Origin of the sequence: Nitrospirillum amazonense (assembly GCF_029594735.1) — a bacterium.
GTDB classification, from domain to species: Bacteria; Pseudomonadota; Alphaproteobacteria; order Azospirillales; family Azospirillaceae; genus Nitrospirillum; species Nitrospirillum amazonense.
In genome coordinates this window covers 2,603,839-2,616,885 of record NZ_JARPAF010000002.1, presented here as the reverse complement: position 1 = coordinate 2,616,885, position 13,047 = coordinate 2,603,839, and the positions used below count along the sequence as shown (strand labels likewise).

Annotated in this window: 9 protein-coding genes; 5 read left to right on the top strand and 4 right to left on the bottom strand. The window is 66.5% G+C overall.

Annotated elements, in window-relative coordinates; all coding sequences use genetic code 11:
• Positions 1-133: 133 nt before the first annotated feature.
• From P5F91_RS18025 to P5F91_RS18010, 4 genes are all read left to right on the top strand, one after another.
• Positions 134-2,581, top strand: coding sequence for a glycoside hydrolase family 127 protein (locus P5F91_RS18025; protein WP_277907777.1), 2,448 nt, complete (start codon positions 134-136; stop codon positions 2,579-2,581).
• Entirely contained in the window at positions 2,581-4,401 is a 1,821-nt protein-coding gene (locus P5F91_RS18020; protein ID WP_246134420.1) for a DUF885 domain-containing protein, read from the top strand. The genes P5F91_RS18025 and P5F91_RS18020 overlap by 1 nt, the downstream gene beginning before the upstream one ends.
• A 152-nt stretch (positions 4,402-4,553) precedes the next feature.
• Positions 4,554-5,954 carry a DNA recombination protein RmuC gene (locus P5F91_RS18015; RefSeq protein ID WP_277907776.1) on the top strand — a complete coding sequence of 467 codons (1,401 nt, stop codon included), beginning with the start codon at positions 4,554-4,556 and terminating at the stop codon, positions 5,952-5,954.
• 452 nt (positions 5,955-6,406) lie between these two features.
• Positions 6,407-6,595 carry a hypothetical protein gene (locus tag P5F91_RS18010; protein ID WP_145611195.1) on the top strand — a complete coding sequence of 63 codons (189 nt, stop codon included), beginning with the start codon at positions 6,407-6,409 and terminating at the stop codon, positions 6,593-6,595.
• Positions 6,596-6,638: 43 nt separating this feature from the next.
• On the opposite strand, the gene P5F91_RS18005 is transcribed toward P5F91_RS18010, so the two are convergent.
• Together P5F91_RS18005 and P5F91_RS18000 are read right to left on the bottom strand one after the other, a co-directional pair.
• On the bottom strand, positions 6,639-7,394 hold the full coding sequence (locus tag P5F91_RS18005) for a sulfite exporter TauE/SafE family protein (RefSeq protein WP_277907775.1): 756 nt from the start codon (positions 7,392-7,394) through the stop codon (positions 6,639-6,641).
• Between the two features lie 63 nt (positions 7,395-7,457).
• Complete coding sequence (locus P5F91_RS18000; protein WP_145611197.1) at positions 7,458-9,044, bottom strand: hypothetical protein; 1,587 nt, start codon at positions 9,042-9,044, stop codon at positions 7,458-7,460.
• Positions 9,045-9,538: 494 nt separating this feature from the next.
• Between P5F91_RS18000 and P5F91_RS17995 the strand changes: the two genes are divergently transcribed.
• A complete protein-coding gene (locus tag P5F91_RS17995) occupies positions 9,539-10,849 on the top strand; it encodes a peptide MFS transporter (protein WP_277907774.1) in 1,311 nt (436 codons plus the stop codon).
• A 190-nt stretch (positions 10,850-11,039) separates the two neighbouring features.
• Here P5F91_RS17995 and P5F91_RS17990 read toward each other — a convergent pair whose 3' ends face one another.
• Both P5F91_RS17990 and P5F91_RS17985 read right to left on the bottom strand, forming a co-directional pair.
• Positions 11,040-11,738 carry a LuxR C-terminal-related transcriptional regulator gene (locus tag P5F91_RS17990; protein WP_145611199.1) on the bottom strand — a complete coding sequence of 233 codons (699 nt, stop codon included), beginning with the start codon at positions 11,736-11,738 and terminating at the stop codon, positions 11,040-11,042.
• 168 nt (positions 11,739-11,906) lie between these two features.
• Positions 11,907-12,821, bottom strand: a complete 915-nt coding sequence (locus P5F91_RS17985; protein WP_246134421.1) for a DUF1003 domain-containing protein — start codon at positions 12,819-12,821, stop codon at positions 11,907-11,909.
• Between the last annotated feature and the right edge of the window lie 226 nt (positions 12,822-13,047).

Genomic DNA, 13,047 nt, shown 5'->3' with positions numbered 1-13,047 from the left:
AGCTTGGCAGTTGGGTCCCTTTGCTCCGCTGGCGTCCTCGCCAGCGATTCGGCGCGTTTGCGTACGGACCCAAGACATAACAATCAAGAACACGGGGGCTTAAGGTATGGCGCGCGATCTGGGAGACAGCCCCATGGCAACCTTCAGCGCCCCCTCCGGGCAAACGGTGTCCCGGCGCACCATCCTGCGCGGTGCGGCCTCGGCCGCGGCCCTGATGGCCGTGCCGGCGGTGGCCGCCCCCTTGGTGCCGGCGCTCAACACCGGCACCGCCGAACCCTTTCCCCTGTCGGCTGTGCGTCTGAAGCCATCGCCCTTCAAGGCGGCGGTGGACGCCAACCTGGCCTATCTGCACAGCCTGGAGGCCGACCGCCTGCTGCACAACTTCCGCAGTGGCGCCGGCCTGCAGCCCAAGGGCGCCGCCTACGGTGGCTGGGAAGGCGACACCATCGCCGGCCACACCCTGGGCCATTATTTGAGCGCCCTGTCCCTGATGCACGCCCAGACCGGCGATGCCGAGTGCAAGCGGCGGGTGGACTACATCGTGGCCGAGCTGGCGGACTGCCAGAAGGCCCAGGGCGACGGCTATGTCGCCGGCTTCACCCGCAAGCGCGGCGACATCGTTGAGGACGGCAAGGTCGTGTTCGATGAGCTGCGGCGCGGCGAGATCCGCTCCGCCGGCTTCGACCTCAACGGCTGCTGGGTACCGCTGTACAACTGGCACAAGCTCTACACCGGCCTGTTCGACGCCCAGACCCTGTGCGGCAACACCCAGGCCCTGGATGTGGGCGTCAAGCTGGGTGGCTACATCGATGAGGTGTTCAGCCACCTGAATGACGAGCAGGTCCAGAAGGTGCTGGACTGCGAGCATGGCGGCATCAACGAGAGCTTCGCCGAGCTGTACGCCCGCACGGGCGACCGGCGCTGGCTGCTGCTGGCCGAGCGTCTCTACCATGCCAAGGTGCTGGTGCCCCTGTCGGAAGGCCGGGATGAGCTGGCCAACATCCACGCCAACACGCAGATCCCCAAGCTGATCGGGCTGGCCCGCCTGGCGGAGCTGACGGGGTCGGAGCGCCACGCCAAGGCCTCCGCCTTCTTCTGGCAGACGGTCACCACCAACCATTCCTACGTCATCGGCGGCAACGCGGACCGGGAGTATTTCCAGGAACCGCGCAGCATCTCCCGCCACATCACCGAACAGACCTGCGAGGGCTGCAACAGCTACAACATGCTGAAGCTGACCCGCCTGCTGTATGCCCGCCAGGCCGACGCGCACTACTTCGATTTCTATGAGCGCGCGCACCTGAACCATGTGCTGGCGCAGCAGAATCCGGCCACCGGCATGTTCACCTACATGACGCCGCTGATGTCCGGCTCGGCGCGCGAGTTCTCCACCCCCACGGAAGATTTCTGGTGCTGTGTGGGCACCGGCATGGAAAGCCACGCCAAGCATGGCGAGAGCGTCTACTGGAGGCGCGGTGCGGAGGATTTGGCCGTCAACCTCTACATTCCCTCCACCCTCACCTGGGCGGAGCGGGGGGCGGTGATCGACCTCGACACCCGCTATCCGGAAGCTGAGACGGTGCTGCTGACGCTGAAGGCGTTGAAGCGTCCCGCCACCTTCGCGGTCAGCTTCCGCATCCCGGCCTGGTGCACCGGCGCCACCCTGGCGGTGAACGGCAAGCCGCAGGACCTGCAATTGCAGAACGGCTACGCCGTCGTGCGGCGGGAATGGAAGGCCGGCGACGCCGTCGCCCTGCGCCTACCCATGGCCCTGCGCCTGGAATCCACCAACGACGATGCCGACACCGTGGCCTTCCTGCACGGTCCCCTGGTGCTGGCCGCCGACCTGGGCGTCGCGCCCAAGAGCGAGGCGCCCACCGGCTCGCCCCAGCCCACGCCCGTCTCCGACGCCTTCCAGGGCCCGGCGCCGGCGCTGGTCTCAGCCTCCGTCCTGGACGGCTTCCAGCGGGCGGCGCCTGACGCCCTGGTGTGGCGCACCACCGGTATCGGCCGGCCGGGCGACATGGAGTTCAAGCCCTTCTACCAGCAGTACACCCGGCGCACGGCCGTTTACTTCAAGCGCTACACCGAGGCGCAGTGGAAGACGGCGGAGGCGGCCCTGGCGCAGGAGGCGGCCCGCCAGCGCGACATCCAGGCGCGTTCCGTCGACGTCATGCACCTGGGTGAGATGCAGCCGGAACGCGACCATGGGCTGGAGGCCAAAATCTCCTACCCCGTGACCTACCGCGGCCGGAACGGGCGCGACGCCCGCACCGGCGGCTTCTTTGAGTTCAAGGCCAAGGTTCGCGGCGGCGCCATGGTGCTGCAGGCGACATATTGGGGTGATGAGCGCAAGCGCCTGTTCCACATCCTGGTCGACGGCACCCGCATCGCCACGCAAAAGCTGGACGCGGAGCGGCCGGGTGAGTTCTTTGACGTGGAATACCCCATCCCCGCCAACCTGACGGCGGGCAAGTCCAGCGTCGTTGTCCGTTTCGAGCCGGAGACCGGCTATTCCGCGGGGCCCGTCTTCGGCTGCCGCGTCGTTGCAGCTTCAGCCTCTCAGGGAGCGCCCATTTGATGAATCGCCTGCCTTTAGAACGTCTGGCCGCCCGCCTGCTGGTCGGCACCGCCCTGTTCACCGGTGTCCTGACCTTGGGCCAAATCACCGCGACCCCCGTCGTCGGTATGGCCCATGCCGCGACCGCCACGGCCGGCAAGGCCGACGCCCAATTCAAGGCGATCTACACCAAGGAATGGAAGTGGCGTCAGGAGGAATTCAAGGGCGAGGATGACGAGGACAGCACGGACACCGTTGCCGGCCACCTGCCCAAGGTGGACGCCGCCACCCAGGAAAAGCGGCAGAAGGTCTGGGAAGGCGTCCTGAAGGAACTGGCGGCCATCCCCCAAACCGACCTGTCGCCCGAGGCGCAGGTGGATTTCAGCATCTACCGCGACCAGGTGACGGTCCTGCTGAACAGCCAGAAGTTCAAGGATTATGAGAAGCCGCTGAACGCCGACAGCTCGTTCTGGTCCAACATGGCCGGCGGCGCGCGCAAGCCCTTCCACACGGTCGCGGAATACAAGGCCTTCATTGGCCAGTTGAACGACATGCCGCGCTATTTCGGTGAGCAGATCGTGAACATGCGCGCCGGCCTGAAGCGGGGCTTCACCCCGCCCAAGGTGACGCTGACCGGCCGCGACAGCGGCATCGTGAACGTGGTCGAGGCCAAGACGCCGGAAGACAACGTCTACTACACGCCGTTCAAGAAGATGCCGGACACCATCCCGGCCGCGACCCAGGCGGAACTGCGCGCCGCCGCCGTGGCCGCCATCACCAAGTCGGTGGTGCCGGCCCACCAGACCCTGCTGAAGTTCATGCGCGAGGAATACATCCCCGGCGCCCGCACGGATCTGGCGGCGGAATCCCTGCCCGACGGCAAGGCCTACTACCAGTCCAAGATCAAGGAGTTCGCCACCGTCGACCTGACGGCGGACCAGATCCACACGATCGGCCTGGAAGAGGTGGCGAAGATCCACGCCCAGATGCTGGACGTGATGAAGCAGGCCAACTTCCAGGGTGATTTCCCCGCCTTCCTGAAGTTCCTGCGCACCGACCCCCAATTCTACGCCAAGACCCCGGAAGAGTTGCTGATGCGGGCGGCCTGGATCGCCAAGAAGTTCGACGGCAAGGCAGACCAGTACTTCGGCTACCTGCCGCGCTCGCGCTTCGCCATCATCCCGGTGCCGGCGGACATCGCACCCTTCTACACCTCCGGCCGGGGGGGACCGGGCGTGTACCTGGTCAACACTTACGACCTGCCGTCGCGCGGCCTGTACGCTCTGCCGGCCCTGACGCTGCATGAATCGGCCCCCGGCCACGCCTTCCAAATGCCCATCGCCGCGGAACAGAAGGACCAGCCGGAGTTCCGACAGAAGGTTTACATCTCCGCCTTCGGCGAAGGCTGGGCGCTCTACTGCGAGAAGCTGGGCGAGGAGATGGGCATGTACGAGACGCCCTATGAGCGCTTCGGCATGCTGAGCTACCAGATGTGGCGCGCCGCCCGTCTCGTGGTCGACACCGGCATCCATGCCAAGGGCTGGACGCGCGAGCAGGCGCAACAGTACCTGCACGACAATACCGCCCTGGCCGATCACGAGATCGAGACCGAGGTCGACCGCTATATCGCGTGGCCTGGTCAGGCCTTGTCCTACTACCTGGGTGAGATGGCCATCCTGAAGGCCCGCGCCAAGGCGGAGAAGGCGTTGGGTCCGAAGTTCGACCTGCGCAACTTCCACGACACGGTGCTGAAGCTGGGTGGCGTGCCGCTGCCGGTGCTGGAGGCCCGCATCGACCGCTTCATCGCCGAGGGCGGCAAGAGCCCCTATCCGGCGCAATAGGCAACCGCCGAAGCCTGAGTGACCAGGGGCGGGCAGAGGGACTGTCCGCCCTTTTTCTTTTGTCCTTGTTTTGTTCCTTTTGGGGGCTTTCGCTCTAGGGACTGTGGGTGTATCAAACCCACACCCCATCTTCTTGAGCAGGACGCCGTCCCATGTCCCTCGATCTCGCCTCATTGGCCCTTGGTTTCGTCGCGGCGCTGGTCGTGGCCTTGGTCGCCGCCCGGGTGGCGGGGGCGGGCGCCCGCGCGGCGCAGGCCGAGCGGCTGGCGATGCTGGAGGCCGATCTGGCCGACCTGCGCGCGGCCAAGGCCGAGGCCGACCGCCGCCTGGCGGTGGAGGGCGAACGGGCCTCGCGCGTACCCCTGCTGGAGCGTGACCTGGCCACGGTGCGGGAAGAGGGCGCCCGCCTCAGCCAGGCGCTGGCGGCGTCCAAGGAGGCGCTGGCGCGCGAGCTGCGGCAGGCGGAAGAGAAGATGGCCCTGCTGATCCAGGCGCGCGAGACCATGGCCAAGGAGTTCAAGGTCCTGGCCGACGAGGTCATGACCCGGCACGGCGAGACCTTCGCCAAGCAAAACCGCACCCAGCTGGACGGCCTGCTGGCGCCCTTGCGCGACCGCATGGTGGAGTTCCAGCAGGGCCTGCAACTGGCCCATACGGAAAGCGCCAAGGACCGCGCGGCGCTGGCGCAGCAGATCCGCCAGCTGACCGACACCAGCGCCCGCATGACCAGCGAGACGCACAACCTGACCCAGGCGCTGAAGGGCAAGGCCCAGACCCAGGGCGCCTGGGGCGAAATGATCCTGTCCACCATCCTGGAACGCTCCGGCCTGCGCGAGGGTGAGGAGTATGTGACGCAGGAAAGCCGCACGGACGCCGATGGCAGCCGCCTGCGCCCCGACGTGGTGGTGAACCTGCCGGGCGGTCAGCGGGTGGTGATCGACGCCAAGGTGTCGCTGACCGCGTTCGAGGCGCACGTGAACGCGGAGGATGAGGTGGCGCGCATGGCGGCGCTGGCGCGCCACGTCGTTTCCCTGCGCACCCACATCAAGACCCTGGGCTCCAAGGACTATACCGGCGCCGTGGGCAGCGGCCTGGACTATGTCCTGATGTTCGTGCCCATCGAGGGCGCCCTGGCGGTGGCGGTGCAGGAGGACCCGGCGCTGACGGCCTACGCCGCGGACATGAACGTGGCCATCGCCACCCCCACGACCTTGATGGTGGCGCTGCGCACCGTGGCCAACGTCTGGCAGGTGGAACGCCGCAACCGCAACGCCGAGGCCATCGCCGACCGGGCCGGCAAGCTGTACGACAAGTTCGTCGGCTTCCTGGAGGACATGCGCAGCCTGGGCACCCAGCTGGACCGCGTGCAGAAAAGCTACAGCGGCGCCATGACCAAGCTCAGCGCCGGCACCGGCAACCTGGTGCGCCAGGTGGAACAGCTGAAGGACATGGGCGCCAAAACCTCCAAGGCCATTCCCGTCGACCTCCGCGAGGATGGGCTGGAGGACAAGGCGGCCGCGCTGGAGACGGTCGGCACCCTTTCCCTGACCTGACAAAACCTGTCCTGCGGCGGCGGCACGGTGCCGTTTGCAGCCTGCTGCGCAAGGCTTGACAGCGTTGTCTCAATCGATGATTATCTAATCAATCGACCAGGGGTTGTGGCGTGGCGCCTACCTTTGGCGAAAAGAAGCAGGGATTGGGATCGCGCCTATGGCATCGGGACGACACCACACGCTTCTATCCGGCCGCTGACAGGGTGGCAGGCACGCCCGTGATCGCGGACGGCGCCATGATGGGGAAGTGGTCCCGGGCACAAAGGAAGGGGGCAGTTCTCCCAGAGCCCCCCGGCAGGCGGCCGCGCTGGCCTTGGGGATTCAGTCTGGGCACCCCACGGCGGCGCGGCCGTCTTTTTTCAGCGGCGCGTGGTTTTTAAAGCGCAGGGTTGCGGCAAGCCGCCCGTATCAGCACTGCCGGTACTTTCTCCGGCATCGCCGGGGACCCGCCCATGACCAGCCTTGTCACCAGCCTGATGCGTCGTCTGAACGACCGGGGCCTTGACTTGGCGGTACTGGTGGTGGTGTCCGCCTTCCTGACCCTGGTGGTGCTGAGCGCGGCACCCGATGCGGCGGTGGACGAGGCCCAGGCCACGCCCGTCGTCCCCGCCCAACTGGCCGACGGCCAGGCCGGGCACTGATCCCCCCGCAAGAGCGATCCGCCTTACAAGGCGTGATGGGCCCTTAAAGGTACGCCTTCCCGAAGAAATACAGCGTCATGGCCACGCCCGTGACGATGACGAAACGGCGGACGTATTCGCCGGGTAGCCGCCGGGCCACGGCGGCGCCCAGATAGCCGCCAGCGATGGCGGAGACCATCATGACCAGGGCCGGGGCCCAGACCACGCGGCCGCTGAGGGCGAAGGTCACCGTGGCGATGGCGTTCAGGCTGCCGCTCAGCAGGGTCTTCCACGCGTTCATCGCGTGCATGTCGCGCAGGCCGAACAGGGTCATGGCCGCCATGGACAGGATGCCGACGCCGCCGCCGTAATAGCCGCCATAAATGGCGATGACGAACTGGCAGCACAGCAGGGCCGTGGGCGTCAGGCGCACGCTGTCCTGCAGCAGGCCGGCCAGGCGGCGGCCGAAGGCGAAGACCAAGGTGGCCATCAGCAGCAGCCAGGGCACCAGGGCCACGAACACGCTCTCGGGCGTCCACAGCAGCAGCAGGGCGCCGGCGACACTGCCCACCAGGCTGACGGCCACCATGGGCAACATGCCCACGCCCTGGATGGGCTGGAACTCCCGCCGGTAGGCGTAGACGCTGGCGAACGATCCGGGAAAAAGGGCCACGGTGTTGGTGGCGTTTGCCGTCACCGGCGGCAGGCCGGCAAACACCAGGGCGGGGAAGCCCAGGAAACTGCCGCCGCCGGCGACGGCGTTCAGGACGCCGGCCACGAAGGCGGCGCCGATCAGCAAGGCCCAGGTCCAGGGATCCATCGGATGTCCGGTGCGGTTGGTGGCGGGCGCCCCGCGCCGCCGCCCCGTTCCCGGGCGGTCTCGTCAGGGGGCGGGGGCCGGCATCGCGTCGTGCAATACGCGATAAAGCTGGAACCCCTTGCCCTCATGAACCAGGTCGGCCAGGCCCGTCAACTCCCGATGTCCAGCCTCGGTGTTCAGGACGATGACGTAGTCATAGTCCCGCTGCCAGTCCTGCCAGAAATAGGTGCCGGGGGGCAGGGGATTGGTCACGGCCTTCACCATCTCGCCCGTGCTGGGCGGGTCGCCGTCCTCACGGTCCACGCGCTCGGTATAGGCGGGCTTCACGGTCAGGATCTGCTTGCCGGCCACGCTGAAGGCGGTGCTGACCAGGCTTTGGCGGTCGATAATCGCCAGGCAGGGCGCATGGCTGAAGGCGGCGTTGAAGTTGACGTCGCCCGTGGGCACCGTCGCCTCCGCCACCAGGATGGTGGACCCGGGCTCCACCGCCGCCATGGACGCGCGCATATCCTTGTAGACCTGGCTCAGGGGCAGCCAGTCGCCGATCATGACCACGCTGCGGGCCACGATGATGGCCAGGATGGCGGCCAGGGCGGTCATGCGGCCCAGGCGGCTGCGGAAGTCGAACCGCACGAAGCCCAGGCCTAGGAACAGCAGAGCCACCGGCAGCCGCTCGTCGGCGTAGGCCGAGCCGAACAGGATGGTGGGCATGGCGATGTAGGTCACGGCGCCGGTGGCCAGCAGCATCCAGCCTGCGGCGTGCAGGTGCATGCGCCGGGTGGCCAGCAGGACGGCGACCACGCCCAGGCCCGCCAGGCCCAGCGGCACCTCCCAATTCTCATGGAAGGTGGTGACCAGGAAGCGCAGGCCCTCGCCCTTGCCCACCCAGCTCCATACCACCTGGTCGGCCAGGCCCATCGTCGGGCTGGCCGCCAGCAGGGGCAGAACCACCAGGAAGGGCAGGCCCATCAGGCCCAGGTGGCGCAACGCCTGACGCCACGGCCGGCGCAGCAGGCCCGGCGCCTCCAGGCAGAAGATGGCCATGCCATAGAGGCCGACGGCGAACAGATGGCAAACGAACAGCACCAGCACCGTGGCGGTGGAGGCCGCCAGGCGTTGCAGGTGCGACCGGTGGCGCAGCGACAGCCGGATGGCCGTGCCCCACAGCGCTAGGCCGATGCCGAACAGGAAGTTGGTGAAGCCCAGCAGGAAGATGCCGTTGTACATGAAGGCCATGGCCAGCAGCGCGTTGGCGCCGCCAGGGCCATGCTCCGCCCGGTGCAGGGCCCGGTGCAGGGCCCAGGTGCCGGTGACGATGCTGACGATGATGGCGGCGATGAATAGCTTGCCGGCGATGAACACGCCCACGACCTTGACCATGGGGGGCGTCACCAGGTCCATGGCCAGATTGGGAATGACCTGCCAGTCGATGGCGTAGAAGCGCTGCAGCAGGGGCTCCTGCCCCAGGTGCGCGATGATGTCCATGCGGGCCAAGTGGTTGGCGTAGTCCGTCAGCGGCGGCACCAGCACGAAGAACAGGGGGGCCAGGACCACCGCCAAGGCGAGAAGGCCCAGCACCGTCGCCACGGGCAGGTCCAAGCTACGGTGGCGGGCATTGCTGCGCGCGTCGGCATCAAGGGCAACCATCATCCCCGCCAATTAACAGGGCGCTCCCGCAGCGCACAAGACAATCAAAAGGCACACGGCCAGCGAAAGGGGAATATGGGATCCCCCGTTTATGCTGGCGCTACACTTTGCCTCAGTCCGCACTGTCCCGGAACCGCGGCGGCGTCGCCTGTCCTTCTTGGACGGCAAGGGCGGCGCGGGTTTGCCGCAGGTACGCCGGCTTGGGCGCCTCCCGCTTAAATTTTTTGATGCGCTGTCGTTTTGTGATTCCCGGCTTGTGTCCCGGGCGCGATTCCCCTAACGAAGCAGGCTGACAACGGCGCCGGTCCCCGGTGGGGTGCGGCGACCATGATGGACAACAGGTGGGCATATCCGCCGCGACGGCTTTGGGGGCCGACGGCGAAAGGGCAGCGCGGGCGTGAATGGGCAAGGCCGCCGCATCCCGGTTGCGGGATGTCCGGGCGTACCCTTTCCGCAGGGGGCCGCGGGATAGGCACCAATTTTCCAAGGATTTGGGCATGCAGGCACAGGTCACGGCACGCGTTCGGCATCCGGTGGGTTTCTGGTTCGTCTTCTGGGGTGAGTTGGCCGAGCGCGCCTGCTACTACGGCATGCGGACATTGCTGGCGCTCTACATCACCTCGCAGCTGGGCTTCTCGGACAGCGACGCCGCCACGGTCATCCAGATTTTCATGGCGTCCTGTTACGCCTTGCCCCTCATCGGCGGCGTCATCGCCGACCGTTGGCTGGGCCGGTACCCCACCATCATCTTTTTCTCGTTTCCCTACATCTTCGGGCAGGTGGTCCTAGGCTTCGCCAGCAGCCCGTGGATGCTGTACGCCAGCCTGGCGATGCTGGCCATGGGCGCCGGCGCCATCAAACCCAACGTCAGCCCCATGATGGCCCGCATGTACCAGGAGCAGGGCAAGGAAGCCCTGATGGACAAGGCCTTCAGCTATTTCTACGTGGCCATCAACATCGGCGGCTTCGTCACCTCCTACGCGCTGCCCTGGGTGCGCGACAAGGCGGGCTATCAGGTGGCGCTGATGCTGCCAGCGGCCCTGATGACGGTGGCCCTGGTGGTCTTCGCCGCCGGCAAGCGCTTCTACCCGCAGGAAAGCGCCGCCGACCGCGCCGCCGCCCGTGCCAAGACCGACCAGACCGCCGCCGGCATGACGCCGGAGGAACGCGCGCGCCTGGTGCGCATGCTGCTGGGCTTCCCCATGATCCTGGTGTTCTGGATGGCCTATGACCAGACCGCCACGACCTGGGTGTTCTTCGCCCGCGACTACATCGACCTGAACCTGTGGCCCTTCGGCTTCGACCTGACACCGGACCAGCTGCAGGCGGTCAACCCGCTGATGATCATCCTGCTGACCCCCATCTTCAACGCCTTCTGGGGGTGGGTGGACCGCCGCCGGGGCACGCTGACCCCGGCGCGGACCAAGGTGTTCGTGGGCTTTGGCATCACGGCCCTGTCCATCGCCATCATGGCGCTGGCCGGGTTGCTGGCCACCAAGGACCATCCGGTCAGCATTTGGTTCATGCTGGTGTCCAACATCGTGCTGGGCTTCGGTGAGCTGTGCATCAGCATGATCGGCCTGCAGTGGGCCTATATGGAGGCACCGGCCCGGCTGAAGTCGTCCATCACGGCCGTGTTCTATTTCACGGTTTTCGCCGGCGACATGGTGGGGGGACTGTACGTCCAGCTTTATGACCGCCTGTCGCCCTTCGCCTATTTTGGCGGCCAGGTGGCGCTGCTGGTGCTGGCGGCGGCCGTTTTCTACGGCGTCGCGTTGCGGCGCCAGCGGGTGCTGGCGGTGGCGTAAGCCGGGGCCGCAGCATGCCAAAAGAAAAGGCCGCCGTCCCCTGCCTGGGACAGCGGCCTTTTTCTTGGTCCCGCCGATTGGCCCGCTTGAAATCGCGTGGGCTTCAGGGGGGCTGGCGATGCGCCCCCGATAGTTTCCAAGGTCCGGTCGGATTCCAGCGAGCGTGTCACCCCTGGTCCGGTGGTTCCTTTCAGGCAGCGCCCGCCGTGGGGGTCGCTTCCGTAAGGCCATTGTTCAGCGCCCAGATAGCGGCCTGGGTGCGGTTGTTGCAGTTGATCTTGCGCAGCAGGCTCTTCAGGTGAACTTTCACCGTCGCCTCGGTGATGTGCAGGCCGTTGGCGATCACCTTGTTGCTCTCACCCTTGACCAGGGCCCGCAGGATCTGCGTTTCCCGCATCGACAGGCCCTTGTGCGGGCTGCCGGCGCCGACGCTGCCGGTATGGTTCTGCTGGGTCAGCAGCAGGGCCAAGTCGGACGGGAAGACCTTCTCGCCCAGCATGACCAAGTGCAGCGACTGGATCAGCGCGTTGGAGGAGCGATCCTTGGTCAGGTAGCCGTCGATCCCGGCCTCCAGCGCCATGCGCAGACGCGGCGCGTCGAAGCCGTTGGTCAGGTAGACCAGGCGGGCCTCGGGGAACAGGCTGTGCAGCTGATTGGCCGCCGCCCGGAATTCCCCCGCGTCCGTCACATCGAACAGGACCAGGGCGACGCTACGGCCGGACGGCTTAGCGCCGGATATATCATTTGGTGTGGGGGCGGACAGCTCCGCTCGCGCCGCCTCGACATCGCGCGCTTCGGAAACCACGCGAAAATCCTGCGGCAGCAGTTGTCTTAAGCCCTGACGGAACAGGGTACTCGGGTCTATCACCAGAACATCATGGGTGGCCATGATCCAAACCTCCGACGCAGATGCAACTAGATCGGAGTGTTTAATATTGGCTCTTTCGGACCATAAGACAACCCTCACTTGTGTCCGGTCGCTTTAGCCCTTTCGCGTATCCAACCCGCGTTAGCTAGCCAGGAATAGCCGAAACAACGCTCAAAAGGGATAGGTGGGTCAGCGGCGGTAGCGCTTTTCCTGCATAATCTCCAGTTGCAGCTGCTGAATTTCGGTGAGCCGCTTCCACTGTCGCTGGATAAGATAATCAATTTTTTCGTGCAGGTGCCTGATCTCCAGCTCCGCCTTGAGGTTGACGCGGTAGTCGTTCTCGGACCGCAGGCGGTCCTTGGCCTCCTGCCGCTTCTGGCTCATCATGATGATGGGCGCCTGGATGGCGGCCAGGCAGGAGAGGATGAGGTTAAGCAGGATGAAGGGGTAGGGATCGAAAGACTTATCCCCTTGGAAGCTGCTGATGATCATCCAGATGATCAGGAAGCCCGCGAACGTGAGGATGAAGGTCCAGCTGCCGCCGAAGCTGGCCAGATGATCCGACATGCGCTCGCCCAGGGTACGCTCCTCGGCGTAGCCTTCTTCGATGTTCTCCGCCAGGGTCTCATGGGTGGCGATGCTTTCGGCCACCTGGCGATCCAGTTCCGTCAGCTCGCCCTTTTCCTGCTGCAGCAGTTCCTCGACATACAGGGAACGGTAGCGGGCGACGACGCCGCGGCTGACCAGGGCATCGGGCGGCAGGCCTGGGTGGTCGCGGCGGATGCGCACGGCCAGGCTGGGGCGCAGGGTGTCCAGGCTGATCAGGTCGCGCTTGGGGCGCAGCTTGCCGGTGACGCCGCAGGCCACGCGCTTGCCACTGGCGGGCGCCGTGCCATCCGACGGCGGGGCGCCGTCCAGTCCGGGCTCTTCCTCCACGCCATCGAGGCCGTCATCGTCGCCGCCCTCGTCGCCCAGGTCGATGTCGGCCAGCTCTTCCGCCTCGGCCGCCAGCTCGGCGGCGATGGCGGCGTCCTGCTGCGCATCCCGCGCCGGCTGCGCCGCGTTCTCATCCTGCGGGTTCATGCCGCCACGCCCCTCATCCATCGCACTCGTCCTCTCAATCCGGCATTACGCCTCAGGCCGTTTTGGCCCAGCATCCGCCGGGGCGCAACCTAAACGCTGACAGGTGTTTCTATAACCGAACTATGACAATTTTCCGCGATCGCCAGAGGGGAAGGTGTGTTCCATCCCGCCGGCCCCCCGTGGACAAGTGTCGCAGGTAAAGAAAAACCCCGCCAGCGGACCGGCGGGGTTTCCCTTGTACAGGATA

What these genes read in the sequence shown, in the direction of transcription:
- P5F91_RS18025 (WP_277907777.1), top strand. Translation starts at nt 134, where the DNA reads ATGGCAACCTTCAGCGCCCCCTCCGGGCAAACGGTGTCCCGGCGCACC.
- P5F91_RS18020 (WP_246134420.1), top strand. Translation starts at nt 2,581, where the DNA reads ATGAATCGCCTGCCTTTAGAACGTCTGGCCGCCCGCCTGCTGGTCGGC.
- P5F91_RS18015 (WP_277907776.1), top strand. Translation starts at nt 4,554, where the DNA reads ATGTCCCTCGATCTCGCCTCATTGGCCCTTGGTTTCGTCGCGGCGCTG.
- P5F91_RS18010 (WP_145611195.1), top strand. Translation starts at nt 6,407, where the DNA reads ATGACCAGCCTTGTCACCAGCCTGATGCGTCGTCTGAACGACCGGGGC.
- P5F91_RS18005 (WP_277907775.1), bottom strand. Translation starts at nt 7,394, where the DNA reads ATGGATCCCTGGACCTGGGCCTTGCTGATCGGCGCCGCCTTCGTGGCC.
- P5F91_RS18000 (WP_145611197.1), bottom strand. Translation starts at nt 9,044, where the DNA reads ATGATGGTTGCCCTTGATGCCGACGCGCGCAGCAATGCCCGCCACCGT.
- P5F91_RS17995 (WP_277907774.1), top strand. Translation starts at nt 9,539, where the DNA reads ATGCAGGCACAGGTCACGGCACGCGTTCGGCATCCGGTGGGTTTCTGG.
- P5F91_RS17990 (WP_145611199.1), bottom strand. Translation starts at nt 11,738, where the DNA reads ATGGCCACCCATGATGTTCTGGTGATAGACCCGAGTACCCTGTTCCGT.
- P5F91_RS17985 (WP_246134421.1), bottom strand. Translation starts at nt 12,821, where the DNA reads ATGGATGAGGGGCGTGGCGGCATGAACCCGCAGGATGAGAACGCGGCG.